Genomic DNA, 19,844 nt, shown 5'->3' with positions numbered 1-19,844 from the left:
TTAAGCAATTCCCAAGGGGAGGCGCTACGCGCTTCTCCCGGGAAAACCGCTGCCCACTTTTCCTGGAATTGCTTTAGCCATGCCTTTGCAGATCGTCCATCACCCCGACTACGATGCCGGCTTCGCGGTCAATCATCGCTTTCCGATGAGCAAATATCTGCTGCTGATGCAGGCCTTGCATATCAGGGGCCTGATCCGCGCCGAGGCGCTGGCGATGCCCGAGCCGGCGCCGGCCTCCTGGCTGAAGCTTGCCCATGCGGCTGATTATGTCGACCAGGTCATCGCTTGTTCGGTGCCTGAGAAGATCGAGCGCGAGATCGGCTTTCCCGTGGTTCCGCGCGTTTCGCTCAGGGCGCAACTCGCCGCCGGCGGTACGGTGCTGGCAGCACGGCTGGCGCTTGTCAACGGCATTGCCTGCAACAGTGCCGGCGGCAGCCACCATGCGCGGCGTGCGCAGGGCGCGGGCTTCTGCACTTTCAACGATGTCGCCGTCGCTTCGCTGGTGCTGCTAGCCGAAGGTTCCGCCCAAAACATCCTGATCGTCGATCTCGATGTGCATCAGGGCGACGGCACGGCGGACATACTGAGAGACGAACCACGCGCCTTCACCTTCTCCATGCATGGCGAGCGCAATTATCCGGTGCGCAAGATTGCCTCCGATCTCGACGTTGCGCTGCCGGACGGCACCGGCGATGGCGCCTATCTCGAGCGGCTGGGTGTCCTCCTGCCGGAGCTCTCGGCCAAGGCGCACTGGGACATCGTCTTCTACAATGCCGGCGTCGACGTCCATGCCGAGGACCGGCTCGGCCGGCTATCGCTCAGCGATGACGGCGTGCGTGCCCGCGACGCCATGGTGATCGGTCATTTCCGCGCGCTGGGCATCCCGGTCTGCGGTGTCATCGGCGGCGGCTATTCGACCGATGTCGAAGCGCTGGCCGCGCGCCACGCCGTCCTGTTCGAGGTGGCGTCGGACTTTGCCTGAGCGGCCTTCGGTTTGAGCACAATCTTTTCCGACCGGTTGCCACTTTTCGGGATCATGCCTCCGCTTCACTTCCGGAAGTTCGCGACCCTGAGCAGGATGAACACCGGCACGACGATCGCGGCGCCGAGCAGGATATAGCCGAAGAAGCGATAGACGGCGTTGAAGCCAAGATTCCACAGATCGATGAAGAAACCCTGGATGCGGTAGAAGACGTCCATCGGCGTCCAGCCGAACGCATTCATGACCAGGCCGACGAGGAACGACACGACCAGCAGCTTGACGATCACCCTGACGGGCGAGTCACCGAGAAAGCGCGTCACTGTGGACAAGGGCCTGCCTCCAGATTGGTGTGCCCGGATTCGGGGTACAAACCCACGAATACGCACTTGCTGCGCCCGCATCAAGGCGGGCGGACGGCGCAATCGGTCGGGTTTCCAACAGCCGTTTCCGAACAGCTGTCCAAGGGCGATTGCCCGAAGCACGCCCATCATGATATCGAGAGGCCGACGCGGGTATGATGTAATGGTAGCTTGTCAGCTTCCCAAGCTGAACGCGAGGGTTCGATTCCCTCTACCCGCTCCAGTTCCTATCCCACTTCCCGCAAGATAAAATCGTGCAGCATCTTGGCTGCCGGCGACAGCACGCGGTTCTTCACCGTGATCAGGCTGTAGGGGCGGACCTCGATGTCGAACTCGGTCTGGACGACATCGATGGCGCCGGCGAGACCGTCGGGGTTCTGGATGAATTTTGCCACCTGGATCGACACCGGGGCGATGGCGTCGGACTGCGCCACCATGACCAGTGTGAGCAGCAGCGACGAGGTGTTGAGGATGCGGTCCGGCAGGGCGATGTTGCGGTTCAGGAAATTGCTCTCCATCGCCTGGCGCAGCGGCGACCCGCCCGACTGGAACACCCAGTCAAAGGCGGCGGTGTCCTCCAGCCTCACCGCCTTCCCATTGTTTAGAGGATGGCCGTTGCTCAGCGGGTGGCCTCGGCGCACGATCAGGCAGGCCTTCTCGACGCCGATGACGCGCGATTCGAACAGGCGCGGATTGAGGTCTTCGGGGACACGGGCGATGATGAAATCATGGCGCGTGGCGATCAGTTCGCGCGCCAGCACATTCGACGTCTCGACCTGCATGGTAATCTCGATGCGCGGATAGAGGCGGCGTATCTCGCGGATCGCCGGGACCGCCAGTTCGATCGCCGGCGCCGTCACCGCGCCAAGGAACACCGAGCCGCCCTTGCCGGCCTTGAGCTCCGATATTTCGCGGTCGGCCTCGCGCATTTCAAGCAGGATCGAGCGCGCGCGCCGGGCCAGCGCCTTGCCGTAAGGGGTGAGCGTGATGCCGCGCGGCAGCCTTTCGCACAGCTTGACCTCAAGCACCGCTTCCATCTCGGAAATCATGCGCGAGGCCGCCGGCTGCGAGATGTTCATCACCTGGGCGGCAGCGCTCACCCGACCGTGATCGTCGAGTGCTGCGATCATGCGCATGTGACGCAGGCTCAAGCCGCTACGCAGAAGTGTCTCGCCATCGCCCGGCAATTCATCGTAACCGCTTGAAATTCCCGGAGGACCTCGTAAAGCCGCCATGCCTTTTCCCGCTTCCGCCACTGTTCCAGCCCGGTCTAGTCATATACCGGTTTTGGTATAGCAACCACCGAAGATCGCATTTGACAGTTATGGCAAAGGGTCACACTTTCGCGCGTCCTCAAGACTTGACGGTCGATGACGAGCAAAATCGTATCGATTTAAATCAAGACTGAGGGCCGATTGGGAGGATACCGGAGATCGATTATGACGGCGGCGGCGCTTTGGCGCATCCGCCCGACTGCGCGGCCCGCGAAGCCCCGAGGTGTCGCGTCCATCAACCAGGGAGAGTTTTACGTGAAAATCATCAAGACACTGGCCGCCGTCGCGGCCCTTGGCATCGCTGCCATGACCTACTCGGCGCACGCAGCCGACAAGGGTCTCGTCGGCGTGCTGATGCCGACCAAGACCTCGCAGCGCTGGATCAATGACGGCGATGCCGTCAAGTCCCAGCTCGAAGCTCTCGGCTACACGGTCGACCTGCAGTACGCGCAGGACGACATCCCCAACCAGCTCAGCCAGCTGGAAAACGAAATCACCAAGGGCCCGAAGGCGCTGATCATCGCTTCGATCGACGGCACGACCCTGTCGGACGCGCTGCAGAAGGCCGCTGACGCCGGCGTCGTCGTCGTCGCCTATGACCGCCTGATCAAGAAGACCGCCAATGTCGATTACTACACCACCTTCGACAATTTCGGCGTCGGCGTGATCCAGGCGAACTCGCTGGTCAAGGGCCTCAAGGAGCGCTTCCCGAACACCAAGCCGTGGAACGTCGAACTGTTCGGCGGCTCGCCGGACGACAACAACGCCTTCTTCTTCTACAACGGCGCAATCTCGGTGCTGCAGCCGCTGATCGATGACGGCTCGATCAAGATCAAGTCCGGCCAGACCGGCATGGACAAGGTCGGCACGCTGCGCTGGCTCGCCGCCACCGCCCAGGCGCGCATGGACAACCTGCTGTCGGCCAACTACTCGGACGGCAGCCGCGTCGATGGCGTTCTGTCGCCCTATGACGGCCTGTCGCGCGGCATCACCGCTTCGCTGCGCGCCGTCGGTTACGGCACCGACGCCCAGCCGTGGCCGATCGTGACCGGCCAGGACGCCGAGACTGCTTCGGTCAAGCTGATCATCACGGGCGAGCAATACTCGACCGTGTTCAAGGACACTCGCGAACTGGCCAAGGCCACCGTCGAACTCGTCGACAAGGTGCTCTCGGGCGGCAAGCCGGACGGCCTGGATGAAAAGACCTACAATAACGACGTCAAGGTCGTTCCCTCGATCCTTTTGACGCCGCATGAGGTCGACAAGTCGAACTACCAGGCACTGGTCGTCGACTCCGGCTACATCAAGGCCGACGAACTGAAGTAATCCGTTTAGAAAGACAGGGGTCCTGCGCGACGCAGGACCCCTTTCCGTTCACAAGCGACCCCGGTATTGTTTCTACCGGACTTAGTTTGCGTGCATGTCGTTGTCTCTAACCGCAAGCACTTTTGAGCGACATGCAACAGGAGGAGCTTGCCCTGATGACGACGATTTTGGAGATGCGCGACATCACCAAGACGTTCCCCGGCGTGAAGGCGCTGTCGAACGTCAACCTCAGCGTCGAGGAAGGCGAGATCCACGCCGTGGTTGGCGAGAACGGCGCCGGCAAGTCGACGCTGATGAAGGTTCTGTCGGGCGTCTATCCCGCCGGCACATATGACGGCCAGATCATTTTTCAGGGTCAGGAATGCCAGTTCAAAGGTATCCATGACAGCGAACACAAGGGCATCGTCATCATCCACCAGGAGCTAGCGCTGGTGCCGATGCTGTCGATCACCGAAAATATCTTCCTCGGCAACGAAAACGCCCGATACGGCGTCATCGACTGGGATGCCAACGAGGCGCGCACCGCTGCCCTGTTGAAGAAGGTGGGCCTCAAGGAGGACCCCAAGACACTGATCACCAATATCGGCGTCGGCAAGCAGCAGCTGGTCGAGATCGCCAAGGCGCTGAGCAAGGACGTCAAGCTTTTGATCCTCGATGAGCCGACCGCGTCGCTCAGCGAGAAAGACAGCCAGGCGCTGCTCGATCTTCTGCTCGAATTCAAGCGGCAAGGCATGACCTCGATCCTGATCTCGCACAAGCTCAACGAGATCAACCGGGTCGCCGACAAGGTAACCGTCATCCGTGACGGGCGCACCATCGAGACGCTGGCCAAGAAGGATATCTCCGAAGACCGCATCATCACCTCGATGGTCGGCCGTTCGCTAGACGACCGCTATCCGCCGCGCGAGCCCAAGATCGGCGAAGTCGTGTTCGAGGTGAAGAACTGGTCGGTCTATCACCCGCTCCATGCCGAGCGGCAGGTGATCAAGGGCATCGACATCAATGTGCGCAAGGGCGAGGTGGTCGGCATCGCCGGGCTGATGGGCGCCGGCCGCACCGAATTCGCCATGAGCCTGTTCGGCCGCTCCTATGGCCGCCGCATCACCGGCGAAGTGCTGCTCAAGGGCAAGCCGGTCGATGTCTCGTCGGTAAGCAAGGCGGTCCAACACGGCATCGCCTATGTCACCGAGGACCGCAAGACCTACGGCCTCAACCTCATCGACCATATCAAGCATAACATTACGCTGGCCAATCTCGACGGCGTGTCGCGCCACAGCGTGATCGACGACATGCGCGAACTTGCGGTCGCCAACGACTATCGCAAGAAGACCAATATCCGAGCGTCCAGCGTCTATCAGATGACCGGCAATCTTTCCGGCGGCAACCAGCAGAAGGTGGTGCTGTCGAAATGGTTGTTTGCCGACCCTGACGTGCTGATCCTCGACGAGCCGACACGCGGCATCGATGTCGGCGCCAAGTATGAAATCTACACGATCATCGCGCGCCTTGCCTCGGAGGGTAAGGCGATCGTGGTCATCTCGTCGGAAATGCCGGAATTGCTGGGGATTACCGACCGCATCTACGTCATGAACGAAGGGCGCATGGTGGGCGAAATGCCGGCGGCGGAAGCAAGCCAGGAAAAGATAATGCGCGCCATCGTCCGGGGAGAAGGAAAAGCAGCATGAGCACCGAAAGCGCCCCCGCCCCGCAGGGCAACGTCGCCGACGAACAGCGCCCGCGCATCGCCGTCTCGGCGCTGGCGACGAATTTACGCGAATACGGACTGATCATAGCCCTGATCGTCATCATGCTGTTCTTCCAGTTCACCACGTCGGGGACGTTGTTCAAGCCGGTCAACCTCAGCAATCTGGTGCAGCAGAACTCCTTCATCATCGTGATGGCGCTGGGCATGCTGCTGGTGATCGTATCGGGCTATATCGACCTCAGCGTCGGATCGGTCGCCGGTTTCATTGGCGCGCTGGCGGCAAACATGATGGTCATCTGGCAACTCGGACCGCTGAGCAATCCCCTGGTGGTTTCGATCGTCTGCCTGGTCGCGGGTGGCCTGATCGGCGCCGCGCAAGGGTATTGGATCGCCTATCACCGGATACCGAGCTTCATTGTCACGCTGGCCGGAATGCTGATCTTCCGCGGCATTTGCCAGGCGTTGCTTGGCGGCGGCTCGTCGGTGGGTCCGCTTCCCGACGACTTCAAGATGCTCAGTTCCGGCTTCATCCCGGATGTGATCGGCCCACTGACGCTCGTCCCGCCGGTCGTGAACGCAGCCGGCAAGACCATCATGGGCAGCGGCGTGACCCTGCACATGACGACGGTCGTGCTGGGGCTGATCGCCGTGCTCGCCTATGCCTATTTCGGGGTCCGCACCCGGCGCAAACGAGAACGCCATGGTTATGAGGCCGAGCCCTTCACCCTTTTCGTGGTCAAGACGCTGGTCGCCAGCGCGCTGGCGCTGTTCCTGGTCTATGAGTTTGCCAGCTACCGCGGCCTGCCGGTGGTGCTGCTGGTCATGGGCGTGCTGATCACGCTGTTCGTCTTCGTCACCAAGCGCATGACCATCGGGAGGCGCATCTACGCCATGGGCGGCAATCCCAAGGCGGCGCAGCTGTCGGGCATCAACACCGAGCGGCTGACGCTGATGGTGTTCATCAATATGGGCGTGCTGTCGGCGCTTGGCGGCCTGATCATCGCGGCTCGTCTCGGCCAGGCGGTGCCGGCGGCGGGTCTCGGCTCGGAGCTCGATGTCATCGCCGCAGTGTTCATCGGCGGCGCCTCGGCGATGGGCGGCGTCGGCCAGGTTATCGGGGCGGTCGTCGGCGGCTTCATCATGGGCGTGATGAACAACGGCATGTCGATCATGGGCGTCAATGTCGACTGGCAGCAGGTGGTCAAAGGCCTGGTGCTGCTCGGCGCCGTGATCTTCGACGTCTACAACAAGAACAAGGCCTGACAAGCTTCAGGCGAGGCAAGCAGGAGGCATACGATCGCGGCGCAGCCGGCAAATTGTCGGCATAAGAAGTCCCCCGAGGGATCAAGCTCGCGAGCGCAATCCGGACGAAGAGTTCAACCCGTGGCGCCGCTAGGTCCGAGCCGCGCAGGTCAAGGTTTGCCAAGAGGCATCCAAGGCCAAGCACATGAGAGAGGATTTCATCATGCTAATCTCCCAGATCCTCGACGACGCCGAGACCATCCGCGTCGTCGCCCGCAATGGCGGCGGCAAGACCAGGATCATCAACGGCGCCCGCAGCGTCTATTCGCTGGCCCTGGAAGCCGCGCGCACCGGAACGGGCCTCGCCGCGCTGATCGAACGCAAGGGGTTCGGTGAAGCGATAGACCTCGACGCCATCTACAAGAAGGGCCGGCTGGAGTCGCCGATCAATCATCCCGATCCTGCGCATCTGCATCTGACCGGCACCGGCCTGACCCATCTCGGCTCGGCGGCGACACGCGATTCCATGCACAAGAAGCTCAGCGATGGCGGCGAGGAGCAGCTTACCGATTCCATGAAGATGTTCCGCATGGGGCTCGAAGGCGGCAAGCCGGCCAAGGGCCAGACCGGCGTGCAGCCGGAATGGTTCTACAAGGGCAACGGCACCATGGCGGTGGCGCCGGGCGCCGCACTGATGTCGCCGGCCTTTGCGCAGGACGCCGGCGAGGAGCCGGAAATCGCCGGCATCTATGTCATCGGCGACGACGGCGCGCCGTTCCGCGTCGGCTTCACGCTGTCGAACGAGTTTTCCGATCATGTTACCGAGCGGGTGAACTATCTGTTCCTGGCACATTCCAAACTGCGCAACGCCTCGTTCGGGCCGGAAATCCTGATCGGCGACCTGCCGGCCGACGTCAGGGGCTCATCGCGAATCTATCGCGACAGCAATTTGCTGTGGGAAAAGCCGTTCCTGTCGGGCGAAGCGAACATGTCGCACACAATCGCCAATCTCGAACATCATCACTTCAAATATTCGGCCTTCCGCCAGCCGGGCGACGTGCATGTGCACATGTTCGGCACGGCGACGCTGTCCTTTGCCGACGGCATCAAGACTCAGGCCGGCGACGTTTTCGAGATCGAGGCCGCGGATTTCGGCCTGCCGCTGCGCAACCCGCTGGAGATTGAGCAGCCGGTTAAGGTGGCGGTGAAGGCGCTTTGAGAGCGTAATCTCCCTCCTTGAGGGGGAGATGTCGCCGAAGGCGACAGAGGGGGTCGTTGCGCGTGGAGCGCTAAAGTCTTCCGCGGCTGAGAGGCGCTGGCATTCTACGCGCAGCGACCCCCTCTGGCCTGCCGGCCATCTCCCCCTCAAGGGGGGAGATTTGGCAGTTCCAACCTCAATAAATATCGAAATCGAAATACTTGGCCTGGATCTTCTTGTAAGTGCCGTCGGCGACAATGGCGTCTATCGCCGCGTTGAGCTTGTCGCGAAGTGCCGTGTCCTCCAGGCGGACAGCGATGCCGGCTTGCGTCTCGGTGCCCTTGACGTCACCGACAAGCTTGCAGCAGCCGTCGCTCGCCTTCTTCAGCCAGTCCATCAGCACGAATTTGTCGGAGATGACGGCGTCGAGACGGCCGTTCTGCAAGTCGGTGATCGCCTCTTCCTGGGTGGGGTAGAGTTTCGCCTCGGCGCCGGCCTTGCCATAGGCGTCCTGCGCATAGTCGGCCTGGGTGGTCGAGGCCTGCGCGCCCACCGTCTTGCCGGCAAGGGCTGCCGGTTCGGTGGAAGTGAGGTCGCTGTCCTTGGGCGCCACCAGCGCCAGCGGCGTCGTGTAGTATTTGTTGGTGAAGGCGACCTGTTTCTTGCGCTCCTCGGTGATGCTCATCGAGGCGATGATGGCGTCGAACTTTTTCGCCTGCAGCGCCGGGATGATGCCGTCCCAGTCCTGGGTGACGATCTCGCACTCGACCTTCATCTGCGCACATAGCGCATTGGCAATGTCGATGTCGAAGCCCTCGATCTTGCCGTCCGCGGTGATGGTGTTGAAGGGCGGATAGGCGCCCTCGGTGCCGATCTTCAATTTCTCCTGCGCCTCAGCCAGCGAGCCGGCCGATATCACCAGCATGGCAGCGCCCGCTGCCGATATGATCCATCTTGAAATCTGCATTTTGGTTCCCCTTGCGCGCCGTTCTCTTGCCGGCCACCGAAAGGCAGCCAAGCATGGTGAGGCAGCGCAGGCAAGTATTTTGCCTGACGGTGATCGAAGGCTCAGCCGGCGGGGCGGAAATGCTTGGAGAGCTTGAGGCCTTGCGCCTGGTAATTCGAGCCGAGATCGGTGCCGTAAAGCGCCTGCGGCCGCTTCAGCATGTGTTCGTAGACCAGCCGGCCGACGATCTGGCCGTGGTCGAGGATGAACGGCACTTCGTGGCTGCGCACTTCGAGCACCGCCCGGCTGCCGGTGCCGCCTGAGGCCGAATGGCCGAAGCCCGGATCGAAGAAGCCGGCATAGTGAACACGGAATTCGCCAACCAGCGGATCGAAGGGCGTCATCTCGGCGGCGTAGAGCGGCGGCACGTGCACGGCTTCGCGGCTGACCAGGATGTAGAACTCGTCCGGGTCGAGCACCAGTTCGCCGGCGCCGCTCTTGTAGAGCGGCTCCCAGAAATCGACGGCATCCTGGGCGGCGCGCTTGTCGACATCGACCAAGCCGGTGTGATGCTTGCCGCGATAGCCGACCAGGCCGTTCTGGTCGCCGTCAAGATCGATCGACAGCGCAATGCCGCCGCCGGAAATGTTGGGCGGCTCGGTCGCCACCAGCATCTCGGCGCGGTGCAATTCGTTCAGTTCTGCCTCCGACAACAGCGCGTTGCCAGTGCGAAAGCGGATCTGCGACAGCCTCGATCCGGCGCGTACGACGATCGGGAAGGTGCGTGGACTGACTTCGAGATAAAGCGGCCCGTGATAGCCGGGGGCGATCTTGTCGAACTCATGGCCGCGATCGGTCATCACCCGGGTGAAGATGTCGAGCCGGCCGGTCGAGCTTTTCGGGTTGGCCGAGGCCGACACGTTTGCGGGCAGCGCCAGGCTTTCGAGCAGCGGCACGATGTAGACGCAGCCGGTTTCCAGCACCGCGCCCTCGGCGAGACTGAATTCGTGCAATTTCAGCCGGTGAAGCTTGTCGGCCACCAGATGATCGGGACCCGGCAGGAAGGAGGCGCGCACGCGAAAAGCCTTGTCGCCGAGCCTGAGATCGAGGCTCGCCGGCTGCACCTGGTCGACATCGAGCGCGCGCGGCGACTTCAGCGCGCCGGACTGAAACAGCGCGGAAATGTCCTGATCGGGAAGAATGCCTGTCTGCCGCAAAAGGCTGGCTCCGCTCCAAGGTCGGTCTCTTTGTGGCAGGTTCTTGCCGCAAAACCGCTGGATATTATTGCGGAACCTGCCTGGTACAAACCTCTTAATGAAGCCGGCAATTGACGCAAGCGCAGGTGAGGTCTAAAGGGTCGTTATCCCGTGGTGATTTGGCCGGTCGGCTTGCAGCCACGTTAAACAAGTCGCTAAAGGACCGTCGGGCCGCCAGGCCATATGGACCGGTTGCGACTTTCGCGGCCGGTTTTTTTGTGTCTGGAACAAAAGCGATGAGCACCAAGAAGCGTAACTGGAAGCCTCAGACCGCACTCGTGCACGGGGGAACACTGCGTTCCCAGTTCGGCGAGACGTCGGAAGCGATGTATCTCACTCAAGGCTATGTCTATGAAACGGCGCAGGCCGCGGAAGCCCGTTTCAAAGGCGAGGAGCCGGGCTTCATCTATTCGCGCTACGCCAACCCTACGGTCGACATGTTCGAAAAGCGCATGTGCGCGCTGGAGGGTGCCGAAGATGCCCGCGCCACGGCGTCGGGCATGGCGGCGGTGACGGCAGCGCTGCTGTGCAGCGCCAAGGCCGGCGACCATATCGTTGCGGCGCGCGCGCTGTTCGGCTCCTGCCGCTGGGTGGTCGAGACGCTGGCGCCGAAATACGGCATCGAGGCAACGCTGGTCGACGGCACCGACATCGTCAACTGGGAAAAGGCGGTGCGGCCGAACACGAAACTGTTCTTCCTGGAAAGCCCGACCAATCCGACGCTGGAAGTGGTCGACATCGCAGCGGTGGCGGCGCTCGCCACCTCGATCGGCGCCAGGCTGATCGTCGACAATGTCTTTGCCACGCCCTTGCAGCAGAAGCCCTTGCAGCTCGGCGCCCATATCGTCGTCTACTCCGCGACCAAGCACATTGACGGCCAGGGACGCTGTCTCGGCGGCATCATCCTGTCGGACAAGAAATGGATCGACGAGAATTTGCACGACTATTTCCGCCACACCGGCCCGAGCCTGTCGCCGTTCAACGCCTGGACGCTGCTCAAGGGCCTGGAGACGCTGCCGGTTCGGGTGCGCCAGCAGACTGAAAGCGCGGCCAAGATCGCGGATTTCCTGGCAGGACGGCCGGAAATCGCCCGCGTCATCTATCCCGGCCGCGCCGACCACCCGCAGGCCGACATCGTCAAGAAGCAGATGACGGGCGGATCGACGCTGATCTGCCTCGACGTGAAGGGCGGCAAGCAGGCGGCCTTCGCCTTGCAGAACGCGCTCGACATCGTGCTGATCTCCAACAATCTCGGCGACGCCAAGAGCCTGATCACCCATCCGGCGACCACCACGCACAAGAACCTCAGCGATGAAGCGCGCGCCGAGCTCGGCATCGGGCCGGGAACGCTCAGGCTGTCGGTCGGCCTTGAGGACACGGACGATCTGCTGGAGGACGTTGCGCAGGCGCTGAAGGCAGCCGGATAGGCCGCGAGGCGTCACGCTCCCGACGAAACCTCTTCCAGTTCGGCCGTCTTGGTGCCGATGGTCATGATGTTGCCGCGCCAGTCGACGGCGCCGCTCAGCCAGCCGCGCGCCCAGATGGCGGGAAGCATCATGTCGCGCACCATCATCGCCGGGACCATGCGCAGCGACAGGTGCCAGCCCTTGGCCGCGGCCAGCGCGCATTCGGGAATGTAGGCCGCCGTCAGCACGGCCAACACCGTGGCCGGCAGGCTGATGCCGGCACTTGCGGCCGCCACCAGCGCCAACGCCAACGGCACGGCGACGCCGGTCAGGATCTCGGGTGCGAAAAACAGCGGGAAGGTGACGCGGCGCAACCGCGCCCAGCGCGCCTGGCGCGACCAGATGTCGGCAAGTCGGCGCTGCCCCAGTGGTTGCTCGAAAGGCGAGGCAACGAGATTGACGTGCAGGCCCAGTCCGTTGACCAGCTTGGTTGCAGCAGCATCCTCGGCGATCTCGGCGGCCAGCGCGCGGATACCGCCATTGGTATCGAGCATCGGCTTGTTCCACAGCATGCTCTTGCCCTGGGCAAAGCCGAGGCCAAGCGCCTCGCCGGCATATTGCCAGCGCGCCTGCAGCGTGTTGAGGAACGCGCATTCGACCTCGGCCCAGAAGCCATCCGGCCGCGAGCCGATCGGCGTCGAGCAGATAAGCCCGGTATTGGTCCGCCAGGCCGCCATCAGGTGCTGGACGTAATCCCTTGGCATCAGCACGTTGGAATCCGCCAGAATAACCCAATGATAGCGCGCCGCTTCCCAGCCCTTGACGCAGTTGTTGAGCTTCGGGTTGCTGCTGACGCGGTCGTCGCCGATCAGCAGCCGGGCCGGCACGTTGGGAAACAGGACGATCGCCCTGTTTATCAGTTTGACGACGGGATCGTCGGCGTGAGCGACGCAGAAGATCAGTTCGTAGCGCGGCCAGTCGAGCGAGAAGGCTCGCTGCAGCGTCTCTTGTGTGAACGGCTCCACGCCGCGCGACGGCACGACGATCGAGACCGGTGGCTGCTCGCCGGACGGCGGAGGGATAAGGCGACGCGCTTGCAGTTTCGACGAAGCAAGCAGGATGCTGGCGAGATTGGAAAGAAGCAAAGCGGAGGAAGCGAAGGCGGCTGTGAGAGCTGGTTCCATCGAGATCTGGTCACTCCGGAAAGGCCGCTCGCGGCTGCTTTGTCAGTCGACAGATGGGCCTTGAGTCGCCGGCAAGGTTTGCGCACACCAACATTGTCATGTGTCACTTAAATGACATTGTTTGTCGGCACTGCGCTTTGAGGCTGGCAGGACATGCCGCTCTGCGCGTATCAAACCGCATGGCGCGACAAATGTTCCCTGCTGCGCAACCGGAGCAGCCCATGTACCGCGCCGTCACGCGCAACATCGAAGTGCAGGTCAGACCGTTCTACCTGGAGGACCGCTCGGACCCGGCGGAGAACCGTTATGTCTGGGGCTACCAGGTGACGATCGACAACCAGTCGGACGATTTCGTGCAGCTTATGGCGCGTTACTGGCACATCACCGACGGCAGCGGCCGGGTCGAGGAAGTGCGCGGCGCCGGCGTGGTCGGCGACCAGCCTGAGCTCAATCCCGGCGACAGCTATCAATACACGTCAGGCTGCCCGCTCTCGACGCCCTCCGGCTTCATGGTCGGCCACTACACCATGCGCAACAAAAAGGGCGAGACGTTCGACGTCGCTATTCCCGCGTTTTCGCTGGATCTGCCGGGGACCCGACGGACGGTAAATTAGGGGTTTTCTCCCCGTCACTATACGGGGAGAAATGCCCGGCAGGGCAATGAGGGGCAGCGCCAGAGTCATGAGGTTATCTTCCACGCACATGACCTAGGCTATGCGCGGCCATTCACCAAAGTTCGCGCTGCCCTCATCCGCCCTTCGGGCACCTTCTCCCCGTGAACGGGGAGAAGGAAGAGATGCTACTGAGTTGCAAACTCCGCCGGGTCGAAGTCGTACTGCTTCGAGCAGAACTCGCAGGCGACGTGGATGCCGCCATCTTCGGTGCTGTCCTTGATCTCCTGCGCGGAAAACCCCTCGAGGATGCCGCGTATCTTGTCCCTTGAGCAGGAACATTGGTCGGCGACCGGCACGCCGCCGAAGACGCGCACGCCATGTTCGTGGAACAGCCTGTAGAGCAGCCGCTCGGCGCCGATGGTCGGGTCGATCAGCTCGGTCGGCTCGATGGTGCCGAGCAGCGCCACCAGCTCGCGCCACGAATTGTCGGCCGGCTCCTGCGTCACGTCACGCGGATCGCCGTCGCCGCCCGAAATGTCGGGCACGCGCATGCGCTCGGGTGACTGCGGCAGGAACTGCGCCAGGATGCCGCCGGCGCGCCACTGCTCACGAGCGCCGCCGGGACCTGGCGTCAGAAGCTTGGCCACCGACAGCCTGAGGTCGGTCGGGATCTGCTCCGACTGGCGGAAATAGGTGCGCGCGGCGTCCTCCAGCGTCTCGCCGTCGAGCTGGACGATGCCCTGATAGCGCTGCGTGTGCGCGCCCTGGTCGATGGTCAGCGCCAAAACGCCGCTGCCCAGCAGCGTCTGCTGCGAGGTCTGGCCTGCGGCCACCAGGGCCTCCAGCCGGTCGGCGTCGAAACGCGCATAGGCGCGCAATGCCGAAGGCGTGGAGAAATCCGCGACCAGCATGTCGACCGGGCCGTCGGTGCGGGTCTGCAGGATGAACTTGCCTTCGAATTTGAGCGAGGTGCCGAGCAGCACCGTCAGCACACAGGCTTCCGCCAGCAGGCGGGCGACCGGCTCGGGATAGTCGTGACGGTTGAGGATGGCGTCGAGCATCGGCCCGAGTTGCACGGTGCGGCCGCGCACGTCGAGCGGGCCGACCTCGAAGGGTACGACATGATCGTCGCCGGCATAGCCGAACTCGCCGAGTTTGGGGTGATGTTCAGTCACTTGATGCGTTTCCAACATGACAAAGCTCCAGGGCGCGGCCATGCGGCCCGGAGGGGTGCATGCGTCCAAACGCGCTTGATTTGCGTGATGGGGCGCAAATAGGCATCGCGCCGCCCCGGATCAAGCGCTTGGAGATCAAGCGCCTGGAGATCAAGCGCCCAGACACCAGGCCAAAACCGCCTTCTGGGCGTGGAGCCGGTTCTCGGCTTCGTCGAAGACAACCGAATGCGGACCGTCGATGACCTCGTCGGTGACTTCCTCGCCGCGATGCGCCGGCAGGCAGTGCATGAACAGGGCGTCGGGCTTGGCCCTGGCCATCAGCGCCGCATTGACCTGATAGGGCGAGAAGACATTATGGCCGCGGGCGCGGTGTTCCTGGCCCATCGACACCCAGCAGTCGGTGACGATGCAGTCGGCTTGGTCGACGGCTTCCTCGGGCGAGCGGGTGAAGTGCAGCTTGCCGCCATTGCTCTTCGACCAGTCGATATGCTTTTGCGCCGGCTCGCTGCCTTCCGGCACTGCGACGTTCAGGTTGAAGCGGAACCGCGCCGAAGCTTCGAGCAGCGAATGCAGCACGTTGTTGCCGTCGCCGGTCCAGGCGATGGTCTTGCCGGCAACCGGACCGCGATGCTCCTCGAAGGTCATGATGTCGGCCATCAGCTGACAGGGATGGGTGTCGTCGGTCAGCCCGTTGATGACCGGAATCGTGGCATTCTCGGTCAGCTCGAGCAGCCGCTCATGCGACGTGGTGCGGATCATGATGGCGTCGACATAGCGCGACAGCACCTTGGCGGTGTCGGCAATGGTCTCGGAACGGCCGAGCTGCATTTCGGTGCCGGTCAGCATGATGGTCTCGCCGCCGAGCTGTCGCATGCCGACGTCGAAGGACACGCGCGTGCGCGTCGACGGCTTGTCGAAGATCATGGCCAGCACCTTGCCTTCGAGCGGTTTGGTCCGTTCGCCGGCCTTGAGGCGCGCCTTGCGCACCACCGCATCGTCCAGCATCAGGCGCAGATCGCCTTCGGAAACGGCGGAAAGATCGGTGAAATGGCGAAGGCTCATCGGGAATGGTTCTCGGGATTACTTCGCGGCGGCCGCGGCGATGGCGTCGGTCAGGCCCTTGGCGCCGGCGCGGATGCGATCGAGCGCTTCGCCGATCTCGGCGTCGGTGACGGTCAGCGGCGGCAGCAGACGAATGACGTTGTCGCCGGCCGGCACCGCCAGCAGATGCTGGTCGCGCAGCGCCATGTTGACCTTGGTGTTGGGCATGGCGCATTTCAGGCCAAGCATCAGGCCGCTGCCCCTGATGCCTTCGATGACATCAGGAAATTCGTCGGCGACCGCCGCCAGGCCCTGCTTCATCAGCAATGCCTTGCGCTGGACGTCTTCGAGGAAGCCGTCTTCCAGCACGACGTCGAGCACAGCGTTGCCGACCGCCATGGCCAGCGGATTGCCGCCGAAAGTGGTGCCATGCACGCCTGCCGTCATGCCGACGACAGCGTCGTCGGTGGCGAGGCACGCGCCCATCGGGAAGCCGCCGCCAATGCCCTTGGCAATCGCCATGATGTCGGGCGTCACGCCGGTCCATTCATGCGCGAACAGCTTTCCGGTGCGACCGATACCGCACTGGACCTCATCGAAGATCAGCAGCAGGCCGTGCTGGTCGCAGAGCTGCCGCAGCCGTTTCAAGGATTGCGTCGGCACCGGGCGGATGCCGCCCTCGCCTTGCACCGGTTCGATCAGGATCGCGGCGGTCTCTGGTGTGATCGCCTTCTCGGCGGCGTCGATGTCGTCGAAGCCGACCTGGTCGAAGCCTTCGACCTTGGGCCCAAAACCTTCGAGATATTTGTACTGGCCGCCGGCGGCGATGGTCGCCAGCGTGCGGCCGTGGAAGGCGCCTTCGAAGGTGACGACCCGGAAGCGCTCGGGATGGCCCTTGACGAACTGGTAGCGCCGCGCCGTCTTGATCGCGCATTCGAGCGCCTCGGCGCCGGAATTGGTGAAGAACACCTTGTCGGCGAAGGTGGCGTCAGCCAGCCGCTCGCCGAGCCGGGTCTGCCCCGGGATCTCGTAGAGATTGGAGACGTGCCAGAGCTTGGCCGCCTGTTCGGTCAGGGCCGAGACCAGATGCGGATGGCTGTGGCCCAACGAATTGACCGCGATGCCGCCAGCGAAATCGAGATATCGCTCGCCCTTGTCGGTAACCAGCCAGGTGCCTTCGCCATGATCGAAGGCCAAAGGGGCGCGGGCAAAGGTCTCGTAAAGCGCCGAACCGCTCATTATATGCGTCTCCGGTACCGGAAAAATCAAAAAAGCCGCCAAAGCGGCGGCCTTTGCGGCTTATCGTGTTTTTCGGCCATGAAGTCAACGAAAACGTCGTGCAGAGGCGCGTGGCCAGCTCCCGACGAGACGCCGGCTCATAAGCGACCGGGCAAGTTGGGGAAAACCTAAAAAACCGATTCGTGTTGCACCTGGGACTCTTGTCACCGAGTCAACACATGAGGTAATTGTAGTCGGGAAATAACTAGATTTCGTGCGGCGGACCTAATCACCTAATATATGTGGTGTCTGCCCCGGCAAAGATTGCCGGGTCGGGAACGGATTCCGGCTGCCGCACACTTAGCAGGAGCGCGGTCTCATGAACTGGACTGACGAGCGGGTCGAACTTCTCAGGAAACTGTGGTCGGAGGGCTTGAGCGCAAGCCAGATCGCCGCACAACTCGGCGGGGTCAGCCGCAACGCGGTCATCGGCAAGGTGCACCGGCTGAAGCTGTCGGGCCGCGGACGCTCGACCGCGACGCCGGCGCGTCAGAAGAAGACAACGCAGGGATCTTCGATCCAGAAATCGGTGCCGCGCGCCGCAACCACGCAGCGCCATGTCACGACGTCGATCGGGGCGAACGCGCTGCAGGCGCAGTTCGACGCCGAGCCAGTGGCGCGCCACTACATCCGCCCGGTCGAAAACGTCGTCGTGCCGATCTCGCGGCATCTGCAGCTCACCGATCTCACCGAGCGCACCTGCAAATGGCCGAATGGCGACCCGCTGTCGGAAGACTTCAACTTCTGCGGCAACGAGGCGGCTGAAACCGGACCTTACTGCAAGTACCACGCAAGGGTGGCGTTCCAGCCGGCTTCAGAGCGGCGCAGAAGCCGGTAGTTAGGAATAGGGATTGGGGACTGGGCAGTAGGGAATGGGGTAGCGCTCGTGAGGCGCTACCTTATTCTGACTACTGCCTACTGCCTACTGCCTACTGCCTACTGCCTACTGCCTACTGCCTACTGCCTACCATCACAGCCACCCACTCTTCCGAAATCGCCAATACAAAAACGAGCAGATCAGCGCGATCGAGACCAATACGACGGGATAGCCGTATTGCATCTTCAGCTCCGGCATGTCGTCGAAATTCATGCCGTAAATGCCGGCGAGCGCCGTCGGAACCGCCAGGATCGCGGCCCATGAGGCCAGCTTCTTGGTGTTCGCGGTTTCCTGGCTCTGGCCGACCAGCAGGCTGGCTTCGAAAGCGAAGGCCAGAACCTCGCGCAGGCTGTCGATCTTTTCCTGCACGGTGCGGATATGATCGGTGACATCGCGAAACAGCGGATGCATGGCGGTATGGATCTGCGGCAGGTCGGCGCTGGTCAGCCGGCGGCAGACCTCGACCAGCGGCAGCGCCGCATTGCGCAGGCGCAACAGATCGCGGCGCAGCATGTAGAGCCGCTCGATGTCGGGACCGGTCATCGGCTTCAGCAGCACCCTGTCCTCGATCGCCTCGACCTCGTCCTCGATCTGCTCGAGCACCGGCATGTAGTTGTCGACGATGAAGTCGAGAATGGCGTAGAGGACGAAATCCTCGCCCTTGGCCAGTGAGTGCGGACAGCTTTCCCAGTGCTGGCGCACGGCGGCGTATGAGGTCGAGGGACCATGCCTGACGCTGACGATATAGCCTGAGCCGACGAACAGATGCGTCTCGCCGAAGGTGACGCGTCCGTCGATCAGCTGTGCAGTGCGGGCAACGATGAACAGCGCATCGCCATATTGCTCGATCTTCGGCCGCTGGTGCGGATGTTCGGCGTCTTCGATCGCCAGTTCGTGCAGATGAAATTGCGCCTTGACGCGCAGCAGAAGCTCGCGGTCGGGTTCGAGCAGCCCGATCCAGACGACATGGCCCGACTTCTTGGCCCATTCGCCGGCTTCCTCGATCGGTATGTCGGCGATGCGCTTGCCGGCGGTGTAGACGCTCGACGCGATGATGCCGGACGATGCCGGCGCCGGCTTGAACTCTCGGACATATTCCATCGCAGCCTCCTGAGCGCCTGGCCTTGGCCAGGAACCGAGACGCTAACACCCGGGCAGTTTAGCGCAATATGATTAAGCGTTCGAGGGGCGCGCGATCACTTCACCGGCAGCGCCGGAAGGGCAACCTTGTCGGTCTTGTCGCCCTTTGGACGCTCGGCCGGCAACTGCTCGCCGGTGACGATGTAGTAGATCGTCTCGGCAATGTTGGTGGCGTGGTCGCCGATGCGCTCGATGTTCTTGGCGCAAAACAGCAGATGCGTGCACGGCGTGATGTTGCGCGGATCTTCCATCATGTAGGTCAAAAGCTCGCGAAACAGCGAGGTGTACATGGCGTCGATCTGGTCGTCGCGGTCGCGAACGAAGCCTATTTTCTCGACCGAGCGCGAGGCATAGACGTCGAGCACTTCCTTGAGCTGGGTCAAAGCGAGTTCGGCAAGCGCCTCGAGGCCGCGAAACAGGCTGGTCGGCTGGCGGCCGTCAATGACGCTGACCACACGCTTGGCGACGTTCTTGGCGAGGTCACCGACCCGTTCGAGGTCGGCCGAAATGCGGATGGCGCCGACGATCTCGCGCAGATCCGTCGCCATGGGCTGGCGCTTGGCGATGATGACGATGGCTTTGTCGTCGATTTCGCGCTGGCCATCGTCAAGCACGATGTCGTCACGAATGACCTTCTGGGCGAGGCCGGGATCGGCATTGACCAGCGCCTGGATCGCCTGCTCGACCATGCGCTCGGCATGGCCGCCCATCGCAGCGATGCGCTTCGCCAGGTATTTCAGCTCTTCGTCATAGGCGCTGACAATGTGTACGGACTGCATGGGCGAAATGCCTTCCTTAAATCTTTGGCCTTTTGAGTCGTTTCCTCGACCCTGTGCTGATA

Annotated in this window: 18 protein-coding genes, 1 tRNA gene and 1 riboswitch; of the genes, 9 read left to right on the top strand and 10 right to left on the bottom strand. The window is 62.7% G+C overall.

Annotated features, from left to right (window positions below):
• The first annotated feature begins 79 nt into the window (after positions 1–79).
• Complete coding sequence (locus NKI46_RS13090; RefSeq protein ID WP_352746501.1) at positions 80–982, top strand: histone deacetylase family protein; 903 nt, start codon at positions 80–82, stop codon at positions 980–982.
• Between the two features lie 65 nt (positions 983–1,047).
• On the opposite strand, the gene NKI46_RS13085 is transcribed toward NKI46_RS13090, so the two are convergent.
• Positions 1,048–1,311 (bottom strand): DUF6460 domain-containing protein, encoded by a 264-nt coding sequence (locus NKI46_RS13085; protein ID WP_352746499.1) that lies wholly within the window; start codon positions 1,309–1,311, stop codon positions 1,048–1,050.
• 179 nt (positions 1,312–1,490) lie between these two features.
• Here NKI46_RS13085 and NKI46_RS13080 point away from each other — a divergent pair.
• A tRNA-Gly gene (locus NKI46_RS13080) sits at positions 1,491–1,564 on the top strand.
• A 4-nt stretch (positions 1,565–1,568) separates the two neighbouring features.
• Here the strand turns inward: NKI46_RS13080 and NKI46_RS13075 are convergent.
• Positions 1,569–2,576 carry a LysR family transcriptional regulator gene (locus NKI46_RS13075; protein WP_352746496.1) on the bottom strand — a complete coding sequence of 336 codons (1,008 nt, stop codon included), beginning with the start codon at positions 2,574–2,576 and terminating at the stop codon, positions 1,569–1,571.
• Between the two features lie 294 nt (positions 2,577–2,870).
• Here NKI46_RS13075 and chvE point away from each other — a divergent pair, with 294 nt between their 5' ends.
• The 4 genes from chvE to araD1 all read left to right on the top strand — a co-directional run bounded on the left by chvE (position 2,871) and on the right by araD1 (position 8,107).
• Positions 2,871–3,941: a multiple monosaccharide ABC transporter substrate-binding protein gene (chvE, locus tag NKI46_RS13070; RefSeq protein WP_023681943.1), complete on the top strand. Its 1,071-nt coding sequence runs from the start codon at positions 2,871–2,873 to the stop codon at positions 3,939–3,941.
• 152 nt (positions 3,942–4,093) lie between these two features.
• Positions 4,094–5,626 carry a multiple monosaccharide ABC transporter ATP-binding protein gene (mmsA, locus tag NKI46_RS13065; protein WP_027049369.1) on the top strand — a complete coding sequence of 511 codons (1,533 nt, stop codon included), beginning with the start codon at positions 4,094–4,096 and terminating at the stop codon, positions 5,624–5,626.
• On the top strand, positions 5,623–6,909 hold the full coding sequence (gene mmsB / locus NKI46_RS13060) for a multiple monosaccharide ABC transporter permease (protein WP_023669637.1): 1,287 nt from the start codon (positions 5,623–5,625) through the stop codon (positions 6,907–6,909). Before mmsA ends, mmsB begins: the two co-directional genes overlap by 4 nt.
• Before the next feature lie 202 nt (positions 6,910–7,111).
• The gene (gene araD1 / locus NKI46_RS13055) at positions 7,112–8,107 is read left to right on the top strand and encodes an AraD1 family protein (RefSeq protein WP_023699520.1); all 996 of its coding nucleotides are present in this window, start codon (positions 7,112–7,114) and stop codon (positions 8,105–8,107) included.
• A gap of 175 nt (positions 8,108–8,282) precedes the next feature.
• Here the strand turns inward: araD1 and NKI46_RS13050 are convergent, their stop codons facing one another.
• The gene (locus NKI46_RS13050) at positions 8,283–9,053 is read right to left on the bottom strand and encodes an ABC transporter substrate-binding protein (RefSeq protein WP_023688688.1); all 771 of its coding nucleotides are present in this window, start codon (positions 9,051–9,053) and stop codon (positions 8,283–8,285) included.
• A gap of 101 nt (positions 9,054–9,154) precedes the next feature.
• Positions 9,155–10,249: a 2'-deoxycytidine 5'-triphosphate deaminase gene (locus NKI46_RS13045; protein WP_023699517.1), complete on the bottom strand. Its 1,095-nt coding sequence runs from the start codon at positions 10,247–10,249 to the stop codon at positions 9,155–9,157.
• A 140-nt stretch (positions 10,250–10,389) separates the two neighbouring features.
• Positions 10,390–10,467, top strand: a riboswitch (SAM riboswitch).
• A 57-nt stretch (positions 10,468–10,524) separates the two neighbouring features.
• Here NKI46_RS13045 and NKI46_RS13040 point away from each other — a divergent pair.
• Positions 10,525–11,715, top strand: a complete 1,191-nt coding sequence (locus NKI46_RS13040; protein ID WP_023711405.1) for an O-succinylhomoserine sulfhydrylase — start codon at positions 10,525–10,527, stop codon at positions 11,713–11,715.
• An 11-nt stretch (positions 11,716–11,726) separates the two neighbouring features.
• Here NKI46_RS13040 and NKI46_RS13035 read toward each other — a convergent pair whose 3' ends face one another.
• Positions 11,727–12,878 (bottom strand): ceramide glucosyltransferase, encoded by a 1,152-nt coding sequence (locus NKI46_RS13035; protein WP_023711406.1) that lies wholly within the window; start codon positions 12,876–12,878, stop codon positions 11,727–11,729.
• 221 nt (positions 12,879–13,099) lie between these two features.
• Here NKI46_RS13035 and apaG point away from each other — a divergent pair, with 221 nt between their 5' ends.
• The gene (apaG, locus tag NKI46_RS13030; RefSeq protein ID WP_023669631.1) at positions 13,100–13,492 is read left to right on the top strand and encodes a Co2+/Mg2+ efflux facilitator ApaG/CorD; all 393 of its coding nucleotides are present in this window, start codon (positions 13,100–13,102) and stop codon (positions 13,490–13,492) included.
• Positions 13,493–13,677: 185 nt separating this feature from the next.
• On the opposite strand, the gene NKI46_RS13025 is transcribed toward apaG, so the two are convergent.
• The 3 genes from NKI46_RS13025 to NKI46_RS13015 all read right to left on the bottom strand — a co-directional run bounded on the left by NKI46_RS13025 (position 13,678) and on the right by NKI46_RS13015 (position 16,947).
• On the bottom strand, positions 13,678–14,709 hold the full coding sequence (locus NKI46_RS13025) for an Hsp33 family molecular chaperone (RefSeq protein ID WP_031195623.1): 1,032 nt from the start codon (positions 14,707–14,709) through the stop codon (positions 13,678–13,680).
• A gap of 108 nt (positions 14,710–14,817) precedes the next feature.
• Positions 14,818–15,729 (bottom strand): ornithine carbamoyltransferase, encoded by a 912-nt coding sequence (gene argF / locus NKI46_RS13020; RefSeq protein ID WP_023669629.1) that lies wholly within the window; start codon positions 15,727–15,729, stop codon positions 14,818–14,820.
• An 18-nt stretch (positions 15,730–15,747) separates the two neighbouring features.
• A complete protein-coding gene (locus tag NKI46_RS13015) occupies positions 15,748–16,947 on the bottom strand; it encodes an aspartate aminotransferase family protein (RefSeq protein ID WP_023669628.1) in 1,200 nt (399 codons plus the stop codon).
• A 358-nt stretch (positions 16,948–17,305) separates the two neighbouring features.
• Here NKI46_RS13015 and NKI46_RS13010 point away from each other — a divergent pair, with 358 nt between their 5' ends.
• The gene (locus tag NKI46_RS13010; RefSeq protein WP_023669627.1) at positions 17,306–17,824 is read left to right on the top strand and encodes a GcrA family cell cycle regulator; all 519 of its coding nucleotides are present in this window, start codon (positions 17,306–17,308) and stop codon (positions 17,822–17,824) included.
• Between the two features lie 132 nt (positions 17,825–17,956).
• On the opposite strand, the gene NKI46_RS13005 is transcribed toward NKI46_RS13010, so the two are convergent.
• Positions 17,957–18,964, bottom strand: a complete 1,008-nt coding sequence (locus tag NKI46_RS13005) for a magnesium and cobalt transport protein CorA (protein WP_023669626.1) — start codon at positions 18,962–18,964, stop codon at positions 17,957–17,959.
• Positions 18,965–19,059: 95 nt separating this feature from the next.
• A complete protein-coding gene (phoU, locus tag NKI46_RS13000; protein ID WP_023692535.1) occupies positions 19,060–19,782 on the bottom strand; it encodes a phosphate signaling complex protein PhoU in 723 nt (240 codons plus the stop codon).
• Positions 19,783–19,844 lie beyond the last annotated feature (62 nt).

Origin of the sequence: Mesorhizobium sp. M0615 (assembly GCF_040320805.1) — a bacterium.
In the GTDB taxonomy this organism is placed as follows: Bacteria; Pseudomonadota; Alphaproteobacteria; order Rhizobiales; family Rhizobiaceae; genus Mesorhizobium.
This window is presented reverse-complemented; position numbering and strand designations above follow the sequence as displayed.

Excerpts from the sequence above, each read along its gene's own strand:
- NKI46_RS13035 (WP_023711406.1), bottom strand. The coding sequence starts at position 12,878 with ATGGAACCAGCTCTCACAGCCGCCTTCGCTTCCTCCGCTTTGCTTCTT.
- araD1 (WP_023699520.1), top strand. The coding sequence starts at position 7,112 with ATGCTAATCTCCCAGATCCTCGACGACGCCGAGACCATCCGCGTCGTC.
- NKI46_RS13075 (WP_352746496.1), bottom strand. The coding sequence starts at position 2,576 with ATGGCGGCTTTACGAGGTCCTCCGGGAATTTCAAGCGGTTACGATGAA.
- NKI46_RS13015 (WP_023669628.1), bottom strand. The coding sequence starts at position 16,947 with ATGAGCGGTTCGGCGCTTTACGAGACCTTTGCCCGCGCCCCTTTGGCC.
- NKI46_RS13005 (WP_023669626.1), bottom strand. The coding sequence starts at position 18,964 with ATGGAATATGTCCGAGAGTTCAAGCCGGCGCCGGCATCGTCCGGCATC.
- phoU (WP_023692535.1), bottom strand. The coding sequence starts at position 19,782 with ATGCAGTCCGTACACATTGTCAGCGCCTATGACGAAGAGCTGAAATAC.
- NKI46_RS13090 (WP_352746501.1), top strand. The coding sequence starts at position 80 with ATGCCTTTGCAGATCGTCCATCACCCCGACTACGATGCCGGCTTCGCG.
- NKI46_RS13040 (WP_023711405.1), top strand. The coding sequence starts at position 10,525 with ATGAGCACCAAGAAGCGTAACTGGAAGCCTCAGACCGCACTCGTGCAC.
- argF (WP_023669629.1), bottom strand. The coding sequence starts at position 15,729 with ATGAGCCTTCGCCATTTCACCGATCTTTCCGCCGTTTCCGAAGGCGAT.
- apaG (WP_023669631.1), top strand. The coding sequence starts at position 13,100 with ATGTACCGCGCCGTCACGCGCAACATCGAAGTGCAGGTCAGACCGTTC.
- NKI46_RS13050 (WP_023688688.1), bottom strand. The coding sequence starts at position 9,053 with ATGCAGATTTCAAGATGGATCATATCGGCAGCGGGCGCTGCCATGCTG.
- NKI46_RS13025 (WP_031195623.1), bottom strand. The coding sequence starts at position 14,709 with ATGGCCGCGCCCTGGAGCTTTGTCATGTTGGAAACGCATCAAGTGACT.
- mmsB (WP_023669637.1), top strand. The coding sequence starts at position 5,623 with ATGAGCACCGAAAGCGCCCCCGCCCCGCAGGGCAACGTCGCCGACGAA.
- NKI46_RS13010 (WP_023669627.1), top strand. The coding sequence starts at position 17,306 with ATGAACTGGACTGACGAGCGGGTCGAACTTCTCAGGAAACTGTGGTCG.